The sequence below is a fragment of the Pseudomonas sp. B111 genome (genome assembly GCF_026428275.1).
Lineage (GTDB): Bacteria > Pseudomonadota > Gammaproteobacteria > Pseudomonadales > Pseudomonadaceae > Pseudomonas > Pseudomonas aeruginosa.
Map to the genome: position 1 here is coordinate 4,038,693 of NZ_CP097857.1, position 15,464 is coordinate 4,054,156.

A 15,464-nucleotide genomic window follows, 5' to 3' on the forward strand; every position below is an offset into this window, starting at 1 on the left:
GGTGCGGCTGGTTCGGTTGATCAGATCAGGGGCGTTACGGAAGGCGCCTGACGCAGGCCCCAGGCCCGCTGGATAAGGATCTCCGCCTCGGCGCCGGTGGCCGCGCCGGAAAACGCCAGCAGGCGGCGGAACTTGTCGGCCAGCTCGTCGCGGCTGAGGGTATTGCCGGGATCGCCCTTGGGTTCGTCGATGGCGGCGGTATGGCGCCGCCCTTCGCGATCCAGTACTTCGACCCGCCCGAGCCAGCGCTGCGGATAGGCGGCGTCGACCTCCGGGTCCAGGCGCATCTCGACCCGCTCGCAGAACGCAGCGACCCGTGGGTCGCTCAGCGCATGCCGATGGAACTCGCCGAGGCCGGCCTTGCCGTACACGGCGATCAGGCCCAGCACGGTGCCCATGGAGAACTTCGCCTGGTGCACGGTCTGCGGCTCGACCACCCGGCCGAGCACGTCGATGGCGCCCTGGTGGACCCGCGCGGTGACCGCGGCGATCTGCGAGTGATCGAGCCCTTCGCGCTGCATCAGCGCCAGCAGCGCGTCGGCCGCGGGATGGGTATGGCGGCACGAGGCGTGGAACTTGAACGAGGTTTCCAGCAACGCCCAGCGGCTGCCGAGGCGATCCACCAGGCGCTCGGGGTCGGCGTCGCTGGACATCCCGGCGGCCATCCCCTGCTCGCCTTCGAGGATGTGTCGCGCGCCGCTCAGGCCGTCGGCGGTGAGATAGGCGGCGAGCAGCCCGTCGGCGGCGGCCTTGGCGGTATGCAACTGCTTGGAATCGGCGGCGTCGCGGAGGAACTCCCAGAGCCCGGCGGCCTGGGTTCCGGCGCTGCCGAGCAGGTCGACGAAGCGCTCGCGGTCGAAGTCCATCAGCTTGCCCACCGCCACTGCCGCGGCGAGGGTGCCGACCGTGGCAGTGGTATGGAACACCCGGTAGTGGGAACGACCGAGGAATTCGCCGATGCGGATGCCGGCCTCGTAGCCGGCCACCGCCGCGAGGATCAGCTCGGCGCCACTGCGGCCGAGGTCCTGGGCCGCGGCCAGGGCGGCAGGGAAGACCACGGCCGCGGGGTGCAGCACCGAGCTGTTGTGCAGGTCGTCCTGCTCCACCACGTGGGAAGCCGCGCCGTTCACCAGGGCGGCGAAATACGGCGAGCTGCGCCGCCGGCTGGGCAGGATCTGCGCGCTACCGTCGGCCGGGCCCATGCGTTCGGCGTAGCGCTCGAACAATGGGATCGGATGCTGGCCCTTGCCGGCCAGCGCCGAGCCGAGCCAGTCGAGGAACAATTCTTCCATCCGCGCCAGCACCGCCGGCGGCAGGTCCTGGTAGCGCAGGCCGGCGAGAAAGCCGGCGAGTTGCTGGGTGTAGTCGGTCATGACCAACGCTCTCTTGTAGTTGTCCCGAGGCACGCGGCCTACAGCGGGTTGCTCAGTTCGATCAGGTTCAGGTCGGGGTCGCGCAGGTACAGCGAGAGGATCGGCCCGCCGGCGCCGGTGCGCTGCACCGGGCCCTCGAGGATTTCCACGGCCTGCTGGCGCAGTTGCTCGGCCACCGCCTCGAGTGGCGTGGCGACGATGAAACAGAGGTCGGCGGACCCCGGCGTAGGTCGCTCGGCCTTGGGTTCGAATTCGCCCCCGGCCTGGTGCAGGTTGATCTTCTGCGCACCGAAGGCGAGGGCCTTGCGACCCGCGCCGAAGGTAACGGCGCGCATACCCAGTACGCGGGTGTAGAAATCGATGCTGGCGTCGATGTCGCGGACGGTGAGCACCAGGTGGTCGAGACGGTCGATCTGCATGGGCGGCTCCCGCTTCAGAACGAGCGCGGCAGTTCGAGCAGGTGCTCGGCCACGTAGGACAGGATCAGGTTGGTGGAGATCGGCGCCACCTGGTACAGGCGGGTCTCGCGGAACTTGCGCTCGACGTCGTACTCGCAGGCGAAGCCGAAGCCGCCGTGGGTCTGCAGGCAGGCGTTGGCCGCCTCCCAGGAAGCTTTCGCCGCCAGGTACTTGGCCATGTTCGCGCTGGCCCCGGCGTTGAGCCCGGCGTCGTACTCCTGGCAGGCGCGCCAGCGCATCAGGTCGGCGGCCTCCACTTCGATGTGCGCCTCGGCGATGGGGAACTGCACGCCCTGGTTCTGCCCTATCGGCCGGCCGAAGACCACGCGGTCGCGGGCATAGTGGCTGGCCTTGTCGATGAACCAGCGGCCGTCGCCGATGCATTCGGCGGCGATCAGGGTGCGCTCGGCATTGAGGCCGTCGAGGATGTAGCGGAAGCCCTTGCCTTCCTCGCCGATCAGGCTATCGACGGGGATCTCCAGGTTGTCGAAGAACAGCTCGTTGGTCTCGTGGTTGACCATGTTGGCGATCGGCTGCACGGTCAGGCCCTTGCCGATGGCCTCGCGCAGGTCGACGAGGAAGATCGACATGCCTTCGGACTTGCGCTTCACCTCGGCCAGCGGCGTGGTGCGCGCCAGCAGGATCATCAGGTCGGAGTGCTGGATCCGCGAGATCCACACCTTCTGCCCGTTGATCACATAGCGGTCGCCCTTGCGCACGGCGGTGGTCTTGATCTTGGTGGTATCGGTGCCGGTGGTCGGCTCGGTCACCCCCATCGACTGCAGGCGCAGCTCGCCGCTGGCCAGCTTCGGCAGGTAGAAGCGCTTCTGCGCCTCGCTGCCGTTACGCAGCAGCGTGAACATGTTGTACATCTGCCCGTGCACGGTGCCGGAGTTGCCGCCGCAGCGGTTGACTTCCTCCAGGATCACCGAGGCCTCGGCCAGGCCCAGACCGGAACCGCCGTACTCCTCCGGGATCATTGCCGAGAGCCAGCCGGCGTCGGTCAGGGCCTTGACGAAGGCCTCGGGAAAACCGCGCTGCTCATCGATGCGGCGCCAGTAGGCGGCGTCGAATTCGGCGCAGAGGGCACGTACGCCCTCGCGGATCGCGTTCAGCTCTTCGCTGTTCGGATTCATCGGTGACTCCTCGATTCTTGTCGTTGGACGGGCGCTGGGGCCCTTTCAATCGAATTCCACGTCGCCGCGCTGGGCCAGGCCGGCGCCATTGCCGACCCATACCTCGGCCTTGCCGGCAGCGAGCAGGCGGCCGCCGACCTCGAACGGCTCGGGACAGATCAGCGGGCGCAGGCCGCGATAGGCGAAGCGACGCAGGCGCGCCTGCGGATTGGCCCGGCAGAACGCGCGCAGGGCCAGGGTGGCGATCAGCGGACCGTGCACCACCAGGCCCGGATAGCCTTCGGCATCGGTGACATAGGGCCAGTCGTAGTGAATGCGGTGGCCGTTGAAAGTCACCGCCGAGTAGCGGAACAGCAACACCGGATCGGGCTCCAGCGCCTCGCGCCAGTCGCCCTCGGGCAATGCCTCGGTACCGCCGAGCTTGGGCGGGGTCGGTTCGCGGTAGACGATGTCGTGCTCTTCGCTCAGCGCCAGTTGGCCGTCCTGGCGGTAGTCGTGACGCAGGGTGACGAACAGCAGCGCACCGCTGCGACCGTGCTTCTCCTCGACCCGGAGGATGGTCGAGGTGCGGCTGGCCTCGCCGCCGACCCGCAGCGGCTGGTGGAACTCCAAGCGCCCGCCGGCCCACATGCGGTTGCGATCGTCCGCCGGCGGCAGGAAACCGCCGCGCGCCGGGTGGCCGTCGACGCCGAGGCCGGCGGCCTCCACCGGGTCCTGGAAGAACGCCCAGTGCCAGAGCGGCGGCAGCGCTTCGCCGTGGGCCGGGGTCGGCTCGCCGAAGGTGGCGGCGATGCGCTTGACCAGGTTGCGGCTCAATTGATCGTGGGTTTCTTCCTGGCGACCGATCCAGGGGGCGAAAGCGGACTCACTCATGCGTGGCTTCCCATGACCTAGGGGGTGATGGGAGGAGAATGATAGGATGCTAGCGTTTTGAGAATTTGCAATTACGCAATGGCGCGTTCGGATTTGCCGAACGCCATGGAGTGCCCATGCATTTCGATCTCGCCGACCTGCGCCTGTTCATCCATATCGCCGAGTCGCCCAGCCTGACCCAGGGCGCGCGCCGCGCCTTCCTTTCCCCGGCCGCCGCCAGCGCACGGGTCAAGGCGCTCGAAGGCCAGCTCGGCAGCCGCCTGCTGTACCGCGACAGCCGCGGCGTCGAACTGACCCCGGCGGGCCAGCGCCTGCTACAGCACGCGCGGCTGATCATGCGCCAGGTGGAATACCTGAAGAGCGAGTTCACCGAGTACGGCAGCGACGCCGCCGGGCATATCCGCATCTTCGCCAATACCACCGCGGTCACCGAATTCCTCCCGGAAATCCTCGCCGGCTTCCTTGCCGCTCGTCCCGGGGTCACCGTCGACCTGCAGGAACGCCTCAGCCGCGACATTGTCCGCGGCGTGCTGGACGGCTCCACCGACCTCGGCATCATCGCCGGGCCGGTGGCGGCCAGTGGCCTGCAGGTCCTGCATTTCAGCACCGACCGCCTGGTGATGGCGGTGCCCCAGGGCCATCCGCTGGCCGGACAGGCCAGGGTACGCCTGCGCGACACCCTGCAGTTCCAGCATATCGGCCTGCCCGAGGGCACCACCCTGCACGCCTTCCTGTACGAACGGGTGGAGCAGATGGGCGAGCAGCTATCGCTGCGCATCCAGGTCTCCAGCTTCGAGGCGATCTGCCGGATGATCGAGGGTGGCGTCGGCATCGGCGTGATCCCGCAGTCCGCCGCGCGCCGCCACAGCCGGACGATGAAGCTGGCGACCATCGAACTCGACGAGCCCTGGGCGATCCGCGAGCGCAGCCTGCTGGTACGCGACCTGGAAGCACTGCCGAGTTGCCTGCGGGCGTTGATCGAGGAGTTGCAGAGGGTGGGAGACAGCCTGTAGGGCGCCGCCCACCACTCCCGCTCAGTTCGCCAACCCACCGCTCTCCGCCAGGCTGCGCTCGTCCGCGGCGAGCATCGCCGGCATGTGCTCGCGGAGGAACTCGACCCAGGTGCGGATCTTCGCATCCAGGTACTGCCGCGAGGGGTAGAGGGCGTAGACGTTGAGATGGAACAGGCTATAGCGCGGCAACACCCGCACCAGGCTGCCGTCCTTCAGGCCGTTGACCGCCGCGTACACCGGCAGCGCGCCGATACCCATGCCGGAGACCACCGCCTCGGTCATGGCGTCGGCGGTGTTGACCTGGAAATGCGTCTGGTTGATGCAGGCCAGTTCCTGGCCGTCGGGCCCGTCGAACAGCCAGCGGTCCAGCGACATCACCGAGTTCACCAGGCGCAGGCAACGGTGCGCGGACAGCTCCGCCGGCAGCTTGGGGAAGCCGTGCGCGGCAATGTAGCCCGGCGAGGCGCAGAGGATGCTGTAGGTCTGGCCGATGCACTTGGAGACGAAACCGGAGTCCGGCAGTTCGGGGGCTATCACCACGGAAATGTCGTAGCCCTCGTCGAGAATGTCGGTGATCCGGTTGGCCAGGGTCAGGTCGAAGCCAACCTCCGGGTAGGTCTCGCAGTATTGCGAGATGGCCTTGATCAGGTAGTGCTGGCCGATGCCGGTCATCGCGTGGACCTTCAGCGTGCCCGACGGCCGCGCATGGGCGTCGCCTGCTTCGGCCTCGGCCTCCTCGATATAGGCGAGTATCTGCTGGGCGCGCATCAGGTAGCGCTGCCCGGCTTCGGTCAGGGCGATGCGCCGGGTGGTGCGATGCAGCAGGCGGGTCTGCAGGTGGGCCTCCAGCTTGGCCACCGCACGGGAGACATAGGCGGTCGTCAGGTCCAGGCGCTGGGCGGCGGCAGTGAAACTGCCGGTCTCCGCGACGCTGACGAACGCGCGCATATTGAACAGGATATCCATCACGGCCCTCTAGGCTCTGACGCTTATGGCGCGTCTCTTTTCCACGCAACCCGGAGGACACCCCAAGGCGGCGCAGATTCTGTCACGAGTCAACCCACCTATTATTGCCTTTTGTGACAAAAATTTTTCACCTATCCGAGCTCTTATCCGCAAGCGCCGGCGCTCCTAGAATTCCCAGCCGTTTCGGCCTCCCCTCGCCGTCGTTCAGGATTCGCAGCAGTGCCCCGCGCCACCCGGAAAGGTCTCCCCCTGGTTCCACCGGCTCCCCTCGCGTTCTTTCCCAGCCCCGACGAATTGCGCCGCGCCCTGCTCGAATGGGCGCGTAGCGACGGCGTCGCCTGGGTCTTCGTATTCAAGGCCCTGCTCACCGCCAGCCTCGCCCTGTGGCTGGCCTATCGCCTGGAGCTGCCGCAGCCGAGCACGGTGCTGGTGACGGTCTTCATCGTCATGCAGACGCAGAGCGGGCAGGTCCTGGCCAAGAGCTTCTACCGCATCGTCGGAACCCTGATCGGCCTCAGCGTGATGGTCACTCTGATCGCCCTGTTCGCCCAGGAGCGCGTGCTGTTCCTCGCCTGCCTGGCGCTCTGGGTCGGCCTGTGCACCGCCGGCGCCGCGCGCTACCGCGATTTCCGCGGCTACGCCTGCGTACTCGCCGGCTACACCGCGACCATGATCGGGATTCCAGCCACCGCGCACCCGGAAGGCGCCTTCATGGCGGCGCTGTGGCGGGTCCTGGAAATATCCCTGGGCATCCTCTGCACCGGTACCGTCAGCGCCATCTTCCTGCCGCAGACCAGCGGCGCCGCCCTGCGCAACACACTCTACGGGCGCTTCCGCGACTTCGCCGGGTTCGCCGCCGAAGGCCTGCAGGGCAGCCTCGACGGCGAGCGCTTCGGCGAGCTCAGCGCGCGCTTCGTCGCCCAGTCCGTGGGCCTGGAAAACCTGCGCAGCGCCACTACTTTCGAAGATCCGCACATGCGCCTGCGCAGCGGCCGGCTGATTCGCCTGAACAACGAATTCATGGTCATGACCAGTCGCTTCCACGGCCTCCACCGCCTGCTCGAACGCCTGCGCGGGCGCGGGGCGCAGAATGTCCTGGAGGTCCTGGCGCCCTGCCTGGCGGAGCTTGCCGGGCTGCTCGCGCCGATTCGCGAACGGACGCCCACCGACGCCGACGCCGCGCGCCTGGCCGAACGCATCGAGGCCTACAAGCCGGAACTGATGCAGAACATCCGCCAGGCCCGCCAGCGCCTGGTGGAGCAGCGCCCCGGCGAGAACGACCTGCTGGATTTCAACACCGCCGCCGAACTGGCCTTCCGTTTCACCGACGACCTGCACAACTACGCCCTGACCCACGCTTCCCTGGCCGAACACCACCATGCCCGCGAGCAATGGAAGGAAAGCTTCGTCGCCCGCGCCAACCCGGTCGCCGCGCTGGTCGCCGGAGCGCGCAGCGCGCTGATGATCGGCCTGCTCGGCACGTTCTGGATCCAGACCTCCTGGCCCCACGGCGGCACCTTCGCCCTCACCGCGGTACTGATCTCGGCGCTCTCCTCGACCTCGCCGAATCCCGGCCGGTTGTCGCTGCAACTCACCCTCGGGACCCTCGCCGGGGCCTGCACCGGGCTGTTCGTGCTGCTCTACCTGCTACCCCACGTGGACGGTTTCCCGATGCTGCTCTGCTGCCTGCTGCCGGTCTTCGCGATCGGCGCCCTGCTGCTCTGGCGACCGCAGTGGAACGGCTACGGCGTCGGCCTGCTGGTGTGGTTCTGCTTCGCCTCGCTGCCGGCCAACATGGCGCGCTACGACGCCCTGGCCTTCTTCAACGAATACCTGGCACTACTCTTGTCGATGGTCCTCGCCACGGTCGCCGCCAGGGTGATCCTGCCGCCAAACCGGCCGTGGATGTGGAAGCGCCTGGAGCACGACCTGCGCGAGCGGGTGGTGTTCGCCATCAGCGGCAAGAGCAAGGGCCTGGTCTCCGGTTTCGAAAGCGGCACCCGCGACCTGCTGAACCAGGCCTACACCTTCTCCGCCGGCCGCCCGGACGTGCAACGCCGGTTGCTGGGCTGGATGTTCCTGGTGCTGGAGGTCGGCCAGGCGATCATCGAGCTGCGCCTCGAACAGCAACGCCTGCCCCAGGAGCCCTGCTACGCCGAACGCACCGCCTGGCGCCGGGCGATCCGCCTGATGGGCCGGGCGCTGATCCGGCTGTTCCTGCAACCCGGGCCGAGCAACCGTCAGCGCGCCCTGCACGCGGTGAACCAGGCGATCATGGCGGTACGGGCGGCGCCGGAGCCGCGCGCACCGCAGTTCGATACCTCGCCGCTGCGACGGGTGCTCAGCTACCTGCACTTCATTCGCAGCGCCCTGCTCGACCCGCAATCGCCCCTGGGCCAGGAAAGAAACCCGTGAGCCGGTCGAAAAGCCGCGGCGCAGAAGGCCACAGGGATATTGTTACCGATCCGTACAAGGTTCTTGTCTTGACTGAGTCTATATGTCGCAGCCTATCCCAACTTAAAATAAACCCAACAGCCGAAGTTAACTCCCGTTGAACTTCGACTCCGCAACTTGATTGCAGACTTACTTACCCAGCCTTGTTTATCGAGTTGCACCGGTGACCTGTCCGCCTGTCTTCCGACGGCAGATCGTACCCACTCAGAAACTACTCAGGTAAATAGTAATGAAGGCTTTCGCCCTGATGGCCCTGTTCGCCTGCTCGCCGCTGATGATGGCGGCTGGCGCCCAGGATCAACCTGCCAGCCAGCAGGAAAACGCTGTTGAAGAATATGCCTATGGCATGCAACTGGATGTGGCTCGCGTTATATCTTCAACCGACACTTCCAATGCGTGCGGCATCGTTCCCGCACGCATGACCTACGAAGATTCGAACGGCCAGAAACATACCGTCGAATATCAGGTCTGGGGCAACGGCTGCACTGGCGGCTAAACTCTCCTCGACCTCCGGGTCGACCTCCGAAGGATCGCGCCACGAGGGGCAGCTCGCCCATCCGGCGCGATCATTGTGTACTCGGCGGCGAAAATCCCGCCCCTCGGCGAACATCCTGGCCGTCTTCCCCGCGCCTCACCGCGCTGGCGCCCTTCCACAGGGGCCGACGCCTCCGCCGTTTCTTTCCCAGCCTGCAACAAACCGGCAAGCATGCCGCTCAGCCCTCGCCTTGCCCCACGCCATGCTGGCGCAGCTTGTTCGCCGCCGTGGTATGCGAAACGCCGAGGCGCTTGCCCAACTGGCGGCTGCTCGGATGCTCGCGGAACAGGCGCTCCAGCACCGCCTTCTCGAAGCGCCCGACGATGGCGTCGAGGTCTCCTTCCAGGGAAAAATCCCCCAGCGGCTGCGGTGCGCCGTAGTCCGGCAGGCGGATGTGCTCGGCCTTGACCGTTCCCCCTTCGCACAGCGAAACCGCCTGGAACAGCACGTTTTCCAATTGCCGCACGTTGCCCGGCCAGTGGTAGCGTTCGAGACGTTCCAGCGCCTGCGCAGAAAGCTTCGGCAGGCCGCAGCCGATCTGCCGGCTGGCCTGGTCGAGGAAATGCTCGGCGAGCGGCGCCAGGCCATCCAGGCACTCGCGCAGCGGCGGGATGTGCAGCGAGAGCACATTGAGACGGTGATAGAGGTCCTGGCGGAATTCGCCCTTGGCGCAGAGTTCGGACAGGTCTACCTGGGTGGCGCAGATCACCCGCACGTCCAGGTACACCTCCTCGTCGCTGCCGACCCGGCGGAAACAGCCGTCCTGCAGGAAGCGCAACAGCTTGGCCTGCAGGCGCGGGCTCATCTCGCCGACGCCGTCGAGGAACAGCGTGCCGCCGGCGGTAAGCTCCAGCAGGCCGAGCTTGCCTTCCGGACGGGCGCCCTCGAAGGCTCCCGGACCATAGCCGAACAGCTCGGTCTCGGCCATGGATTCCGGCAGGCCGGCGCAGTTCAACGCCATGAACGGCGACTGCCCGCGCGGGCTGGCCAGGTGGCAGGCGCGCGCCAGCAGCTCCTTGCCGGTGCCGGTCTCGCCCTCGATCAGCAGCGGCGCGTCCAGCGGCGCCATGCGCCGCGCCTCGCGGACCACCGCGGCCATTACCCGCGAACTCTGGAAGATACTGTCGAAGCCACGCAGCTCCTGCTTGCGCACATGGTAGATGCGCTCGCCGACGCGATCCGCGCGATGCAGGGTCAGCACCGCTCCAGCCAGCGCCTCGCTCTCGTCGTGCTCGGATTGCAGCGGCGCGATGTCGGCGAGGAACACGTCGCCCTTCACCTTGACCCGCAGCCCGTTGATCCGCGCCTTGTTGGCGCGCACCAGTTCGGGCAGGTCGAGGTCCTCGACATAGCGCGACAGCGGAATCCCCGGCACCTCGTCGACGCGCACGCCGAGCAACTGCGCGGCGGCACGGTTGGCGGCGACGATCTGCCCGCCCATGTCCACCGAGAGCACCGGGAAGTCCAGGGCGGCGAGCAGCGCGTTGAGTTCCAGGTGCCGGCGCTCGCTGGGCATCAGGCCGACGCGCTTGACCCCGAAGACCCCCGGCACCGCCTCCAGCTTGGGCCGCAGCGACTGCAACTGGAGGTTGATCATGTTCGGACAGAGCAGGTAGATGGCGTTGCCCTGGTCGCCGCCGACTTCGCCGCGATTGACGTTGATGCCGTAGTCGACCAGCAGGTTGAGGATGTCGCGGAGGATGCCTACACGGTTCTGGCAGTGCACTTTGATACGCATGGCGTGGCCCGGTGTTGTCGTTCTGATGGGCTCGCGGCCGGTTTTTTTAACTCCCGGCCGGAAATTTCCGTCAAGAATATGTGACAGTTAGAGTCACCAGCAACAATGCCTGGCCCAATGAACAGGCGACCCAGACCAATTCGTAAGGAAAACTTTACGAAAACGCCGATTCATCCCCGTTGCCCGGTCCCTATCCGGGGCTGCACGGACCGTCCCGACGCGGTATCGATAAGGCAACGACAACAACAAAGACCCCGCGGCCACAAGCCGCTCATGGAGTCCGTATGAAAACGACGCAGTACGTGGCCCGCCAGCCCGACGACAACGGTTTCATCCACTATCCGGAAACCGAGCACCAGGTCTGGAATACCCTGATCACCCGGCAACTGAAGGTGATCGAAGGCCGCGCCTGTCAGGAATACCTCGACGGCATCGAACAGCTCGGCCTGCCCCACGACCGGATCCCCCAGCTCGACGAGATCAACAGGGTTCTCCAGGCCACCACCGGCTGGCGCGTGGCGCGGGTTCCGGCGCTGATTCCGTTCCAGACCTTCTTCGAACTGCTGGCCAGCCAGCAATTCCCCGTCGCCACCTTCATCCGCACCCCGGAAGAACTGGACTACCTGCAGGAGCCGGACATCTTCCACGAGATCTTCGGCCACTGCCCCCTGCTGACCAACCCCTGGTTCGCCGAGTTCACCCATACCTACGGCAAGCTCGGCCTCAAGGCGAGCAAGGAGGAACGCGTGTTCCTCGCCCGCCTGTACTGGATGACCATCGAGTTCGGCCTGGTCGAGACCGACCAGGGCAAGCGCATCTACGGCGGCGGCATCCTCTCCTCGCCGAAGGAGACCGTCTACTGCCTCTCCGACGAGCCGCTGCACCAGGCCTTCAATCCGCTGGAGGCGATGCGCACGCCCTACCGCATCGACATCCTGCAACCGCTCTATTTCGTCCTGCCCGACCTCAAGCGCCTGTTCCAACTGGCCCAGGAAGACATCATGGCACTGGTCCACGAGGCCATGCGCCTGGGCCTGCACGCGCCGCTGTTCCCGCCCAAACAGGCGGCCTGACGAGAATCGCCGCCACCGCGGCTGACCCCGCGGCGGCCTTGTACTATGGTGGACGGGTCCGGCCCGTCCGCCGCTCCCACATGCGACAACCAAGGACTCCCACCATGACCGCACTCACCCAAGCCCATTGCGAAGCCTGCCGCGCCGACGCCCCGCACGTCAGCGACGAAGAACTGCCCGTGCTGCTGCGGCAGATTCCGGATTGGAACATCGAAGTCCGCGACGGCATCATGCAACTGGAGAAGGTCTACCTGTTCAAGAACTTCAAGCACGCCCTGGCCTTTACCAATGCCGTCGGCGAGATATCCGAGGCCGAAGGCCACCATCCGGGCCTGCTGACCGAGTGGGGCAAAGTCACCGTGACCTGGTGGAGCCACTCGATCAAGGGCCTGCACCGCAACGACTTCATCATGGCGGCGCGCACCGACGAGGTAGCGAAAACCGCCGAGGGGCGCAAATGAGTCATTTCGCCAAGGTCGCCCGCGTACCGGGCGACCCGATCCTGGGCCTGCTCGACGCCTACCGCAACGATCCGCGCGCGGACAAGCTGGACCTCGGCGTCGGTGTCTACAAGGATGCCCAGGGCCTGACCCCGATCCTGCGCTCGGTGAAACTCGCCGAGCAGCGCCTGGTCGAGCAGGAAACCACCAAGAGCTACGTCGGCGGCCACGGCGATGCGCTGTTCGCCGCGCGCCTGGCGGAACTGGCGCTCGGCGCCGCCTCGCCGCTGTTGCTGGAGCAACGCGCCGACGCCACCCAGACGCCCGGCGGCACCGGCGCCTTGCGCCTGGCCGGCGACTTCATCGCCCATTGCCTGCCCGGCCGCGGCATCTGGCTGAGCGACCCGACCTGGCCGATCCACGAGACGCTGTTCGCCGCCGCCGGCCTGAAGGTTTCCCACTACCCCTACGTCAGCGCCGACAACCGCCTGGATGTCGAGGCGATGCTTGCTGGCCTGGAGCGCATTCCCCAGGGAGACGTGGTGCTGCTGCATGCCTGCTGCCACAACCCGACCGGTTTCGACCTGAGCCACGACGACTGGCGCAGGGTGCTCGACGTGGTACGTCGCCGCGAGCTGCTGCCGCTGATCGACTTCGCCTACCAGGGCTTCGGCGACGGTCTCGAGGAAGACGCCTGGGCGGTACGCCTGTTCGCCGGCGAACTGCCGGAGGTGCTGGTCACCAGTTCCTGCTCGAAGAACTTCGGCCTGTACCGCGACCGCGTCGGCGCGCTGATCGTCTGCGCGCAGAACGCCGAGAAGCTCACCGACGTGCGTAGCCAACTGGCCTTCCTCGCCCGCAACCTCTGGTCGACCCCGCCGGCGCATGGCGCCGAGGTGGTCGCGGCGATCCTCGGCGACAGCGAGTTGAAGGGACTCTGGCAGGAAGAGGTCGAAGGCATGCGCTCGCGCATCGCCAGCCTGCGCATCGGCCTGGTCGAAGCCCTGGCGCCGCACGGCCTGGCCGAGCGCTTCGCCCATGTCGGCGCGCAACGCGGGATGTTTTCCTATACCGGACTGAGCCCGCAGCAGGTCGCTCGGCTGCGCGACGAGCACGCCGTTTACCTGGTCTCCAGCGGCCGGGCCAACGTCGCCGGTCTCGACGCGCGCCGCCTCGACCGCCTGGCGCAAGCCATCGCCCAGGTCTGCGCGGACTGAACCCTCACGGTTACCCTGAGCCGGCTGTGATGGCCGGCTTTTTTTCGCCCCAGCGAATGCCGCGCACTCCCGCCGAGGCGGCGGATAACCGCGTTGCGGTTATTCGCCCTACCGCACCACGACCTTGTGGGCGTAGGGCGAATACCGCCACAGGCGTTATCCGCCGAACCTCTCCGAACCGGGCCAACCATAAGTCAGCACTTTCAAAGCCCTACGTGCTTTTCCTACAAAAGAGCATAAAATGCTCAATTATGGGCACCAGTTCACACTGCGCCCCACGGCCCCCACTTTCTCGTCTTAGTGAGCAACGCACGTGAGAAACCGTCTCCTGTCACTGGTCACCCTGTTCCTGTCCCTCAGCGTTGCCACCGCGGTATCCGCTTCCCCGCCGCCCAAGGCCGGGCTGCCGCTGCAACAGGAGCTGGCGTCGGGCAGCGCGCTGGTTACCGACCAGAACACCGGCAAGGTGCTCTACTCGCGCAACCCCGACCTGGTGGTGCCGATCGCCTCGATCACCAAGCTGATGACCGCCATGGTCGTGCTCGACTCGAAACTGCCGCTGGACGAGGTACTGCCGATCGCCATCAGCGAGACCAGCGAAATGCGCGGGGTGTTTTCCCGGGTGCGGGTCGGTAGCCAAATCAGCCGCCGGGACATGCTCCTGCTCGCCCTGATGTCCTCGGAGAACCGCGCCGCCGCCAGCCTCGCGCAGAACTATCCGGGCGGCAAGAACGCCTTCGTCAAGGCGATGAACGCCAAGGCCCACGCCCTCGGAATGAAGAACACCCGCTACGTCGAGCCGACCGGGCTGTCGCTGCACAACGTCTCCACCGCTCGCGACCTCACCCGCCTGCTGGTGGCCAGCCGGCAATACCCGCTGCTCAGCCAGTGGAGCACCACTCCGGAGAAGACCGTGGCCTTCCGCCACCCCAACTACACCCTGGGCTTCCGCAACACCAATCACCTGATCAACAACAAGACCTGGAACATCCAGTTGACCAAGACCGGCTTCACCAACGAAGCAGGTCACTGCCTGGTGATGCGCACCACGATCAACCGCAATCCGGTCAACCTGGTGGTGCTGGACGCCTTCGGCAAGTACACCCACTTCGCCGACGCCACCCGCCTGCGACGCTGGCTGGAAACCGGCCAGGTCACTGCGATCCCGGCCGCGGCCAAGGCCTATCGCCTGCAACGCGACCGCGAGCGCGGCCTGGGCCAGCCGGTGGCCCAGGCCGTACGCTGATCCGTCGCGAAGACCGGCCGGATCAGAAATCCACCTTGCCGCGCCCGGCCTTCACCGCGCCGCGCTTGGCCTTGCCGTCCAGCCGGCGCTTCTGCGAGCCGCGCGTAGGCTTGGTCGGGCGGCGCGCCTTCTGCACCTTGGCCACGCTGCGGATCAACTCCGCCAGGCGCTCCAGGGCATCCTCGCGGTTCTGCTCCTGGGTCCGGTACTGCTGGGCCTTGATCACCACCACGCCGTCGCCGCTGATGCGCTGGTCGTTCAGTGCCAGCAGACGCTCCTTGTAGAACGGCGGCAACGACGAGGCCTGGATGTCGAAGCGCAGGTGCACCGCGCTGGAGACCTTGTTGACGTTCTGCCCGCCGGCGCCCTGGGCGCGAATGGCATTCAGCTCGATCTCATGGTCGGGCAGGTGGACGGCATTGGAGATGATCAGCATGGGGCGGCACGGTGGACCAACGGGCTGCCAGCATACCCCCTTTGCCGAGCGGAAAAGCAGGCCAAAAGAAACCCGGCCGCGGCCGGGTTCCTTCATTTCGGCTAAGGCGCCAGGTCGAACTCAACGCTCCTTGCAGGCGACCCCGTCGGTGGGCTCGCCGCCCTTCCAGTCGCCGTAGAGGGTGGCTTCCTCGCCCTTGGTCCACCAGATGTACTGGCCGGCGGCGTACTTGGCGCCAGAGGCGGAAATCACATTGCTGAAGACCAGCGTCGAGTTGTCGCTGACCGGCACCACGGCGAGGCTGTTGTCGCCCTTGTTCAGGTACTGCACGGTGAACTTGCGACCGTTCTCGCACTTGTAGTCGACGCTGCGGGTATCCAGCTTGGCATCCCCCGGCAGGGCCAGGTAATCGACCTGGGCGGTCTGCTTGTCGTCGTCGCTGCCGCCGCAGGCGACCAGGACCACGGGAACGGCAGCCAGAAGCAGCCAGAGCGCTTTTTTCATGG

15 protein-coding genes are annotated in these 15,464 nt (G+C 66.8%); 7 read left to right on the plus strand and 8 right to left on the minus strand.

Going from position 1 to position 15,464, the window contains the following annotated elements; all coding sequences use genetic code 11:
• Positions 1 to 20: 20 nt before the first annotated feature.
• Genes M6E97_RS18815 through M6E97_RS18830 form a run of 4 tightly spaced genes read right to left on the minus strand, consistent with a single transcriptional unit; the run spans position 21 to position 3,840 of the window.
• Complete coding sequence (locus M6E97_RS18815; RefSeq protein ID WP_033939125.1) at positions 21 to 1,373, minus strand: MmgE/PrpD family protein; 1,353 nt, start codon at positions 1,371 to 1,373, stop codon at positions 21 to 23.
• Positions 1,374 to 1,411: 38 nt separating this feature from the next.
• Positions 1,412 to 1,792: a VOC family protein gene (locus M6E97_RS18820; RefSeq protein ID WP_003085915.1), complete on the minus strand. Its 381-nt coding sequence runs from the start codon at positions 1,790 to 1,792 to the stop codon at positions 1,412 to 1,414.
• Between the two features lie 14 nt (positions 1,793 to 1,806).
• The gene (locus M6E97_RS18825) at positions 1,807 to 2,967 is read right to left on the minus strand and encodes an acyl-CoA dehydrogenase family protein (RefSeq protein WP_022580714.1); all 1,161 of its coding nucleotides are present in this window, start codon (positions 2,965 to 2,967) and stop codon (positions 1,807 to 1,809) included.
• A 45-nt stretch (positions 2,968 to 3,012) separates the two neighbouring features.
• Entirely contained in the window at positions 3,013 to 3,840 is an 828-nt protein-coding gene (locus M6E97_RS18830; protein WP_003085910.1) for an FAS1-like dehydratase domain-containing protein, read from the minus strand.
• Between the two features lie 116 nt (positions 3,841 to 3,956).
• Here M6E97_RS18830 and M6E97_RS18835 point away from each other — a divergent pair, with 116 nt between their 5' ends.
• Entirely contained in the window at positions 3,957 to 4,853 is an 897-nt protein-coding gene (locus M6E97_RS18835; RefSeq protein WP_003085908.1) for a LysR substrate-binding domain-containing protein, read from the plus strand.
• Positions 4,854 to 4,874: 21 nt separating this feature from the next.
• On the opposite strand, the gene M6E97_RS18840 is transcribed toward M6E97_RS18835, so the two are convergent.
• Positions 4,875 to 5,819, minus strand: a complete 945-nt coding sequence (locus tag M6E97_RS18840; RefSeq protein ID WP_003085907.1) for a LysR family transcriptional regulator — start codon at positions 5,817 to 5,819, stop codon at positions 4,875 to 4,877.
• A gap of 219 nt (positions 5,820 to 6,038) precedes the next feature.
• Here M6E97_RS18840 and M6E97_RS18845 point away from each other — a divergent pair, with 219 nt between their 5' ends.
• Both M6E97_RS18845 and M6E97_RS18850 read left to right on the plus strand, forming a co-directional pair.
• Positions 6,039 to 8,234, plus strand: a complete 2,196-nt coding sequence (locus tag M6E97_RS18845; RefSeq protein ID WP_079381512.1) for an FUSC family protein — start codon at positions 6,039 to 6,041, stop codon at positions 8,232 to 8,234.
• Positions 8,235 to 8,502: 268 nt separating this feature from the next.
• Positions 8,503 to 8,769, plus strand: a complete 267-nt coding sequence (locus tag M6E97_RS18850; RefSeq protein ID WP_033939122.1) for a DUF2790 domain-containing protein — start codon at positions 8,503 to 8,505, stop codon at positions 8,767 to 8,769.
• Positions 8,770 to 8,986: 217 nt separating this feature from the next.
• Here the strand turns inward: M6E97_RS18850 and M6E97_RS18855 are convergent, their stop codons facing one another.
• Positions 8,987 to 10,546, minus strand: coding sequence for a sigma-54-dependent phenylalanine hydroxylase transcriptional regulator PhhR (locus M6E97_RS18855; protein WP_003105980.1), 1,560 nt, complete (start codon positions 10,544 to 10,546; stop codon positions 8,987 to 8,989).
• Between the two features lie 284 nt (positions 10,547 to 10,830).
• Between M6E97_RS18855 and phhA the strand changes: the two genes are divergently transcribed.
• The 4 genes from phhA (at position 10,831) to pbpG (ending at position 14,522) form a co-directional block, all read left to right on the plus strand.
• Complete coding sequence (gene phhA / locus M6E97_RS18860) at positions 10,831 to 11,619, plus strand: phenylalanine 4-monooxygenase (protein ID WP_003085900.1); 789 nt, start codon at positions 10,831 to 10,833, stop codon at positions 11,617 to 11,619.
• A gap of 104 nt (positions 11,620 to 11,723) precedes the next feature.
• Positions 11,724 to 12,080 carry a 4a-hydroxytetrahydrobiopterin dehydratase gene (locus M6E97_RS18865; protein WP_003085898.1) on the plus strand — a complete coding sequence of 119 codons (357 nt, stop codon included), beginning with the start codon at positions 11,724 to 11,726 and terminating at the stop codon, positions 12,078 to 12,080.
• On the plus strand, positions 12,077 to 13,276 hold the full coding sequence (locus M6E97_RS18870; RefSeq protein WP_003117127.1) for an amino acid aminotransferase: 1,200 nt from the start codon (positions 12,077 to 12,079) through the stop codon (positions 13,274 to 13,276). The genes M6E97_RS18865 and M6E97_RS18870 overlap by 4 nt, the downstream gene beginning before the upstream one ends.
• 313 nt (positions 13,277 to 13,589) lie before the next feature.
• Positions 13,590 to 14,522, plus strand: coding sequence for a D-alanyl-D-alanine endopeptidase (gene pbpG / locus M6E97_RS18875; RefSeq protein WP_003105974.1), 933 nt, complete (start codon positions 13,590 to 13,592; stop codon positions 14,520 to 14,522).
• A 22-nt stretch (positions 14,523 to 14,544) separates the two neighbouring features.
• Here the strand turns inward: pbpG and arfB are convergent, their stop codons facing one another.
• Positions 14,545 to 14,958, minus strand: a complete 414-nt coding sequence (gene arfB / locus M6E97_RS18880) for an alternative ribosome rescue aminoacyl-tRNA hydrolase ArfB (protein WP_003105972.1) — start codon at positions 14,956 to 14,958, stop codon at positions 14,545 to 14,547.
• Between the two features lie 120 nt (positions 14,959 to 15,078).
• The gene (locus tag M6E97_RS18885; protein ID WP_003085889.1) at positions 15,079 to 15,462 is read right to left on the minus strand and encodes a lysozyme inhibitor; all 384 of its coding nucleotides are present in this window, start codon (positions 15,460 to 15,462) and stop codon (positions 15,079 to 15,081) included.
• Positions 15,463 to 15,464: the final 2 nt, after the last annotated feature.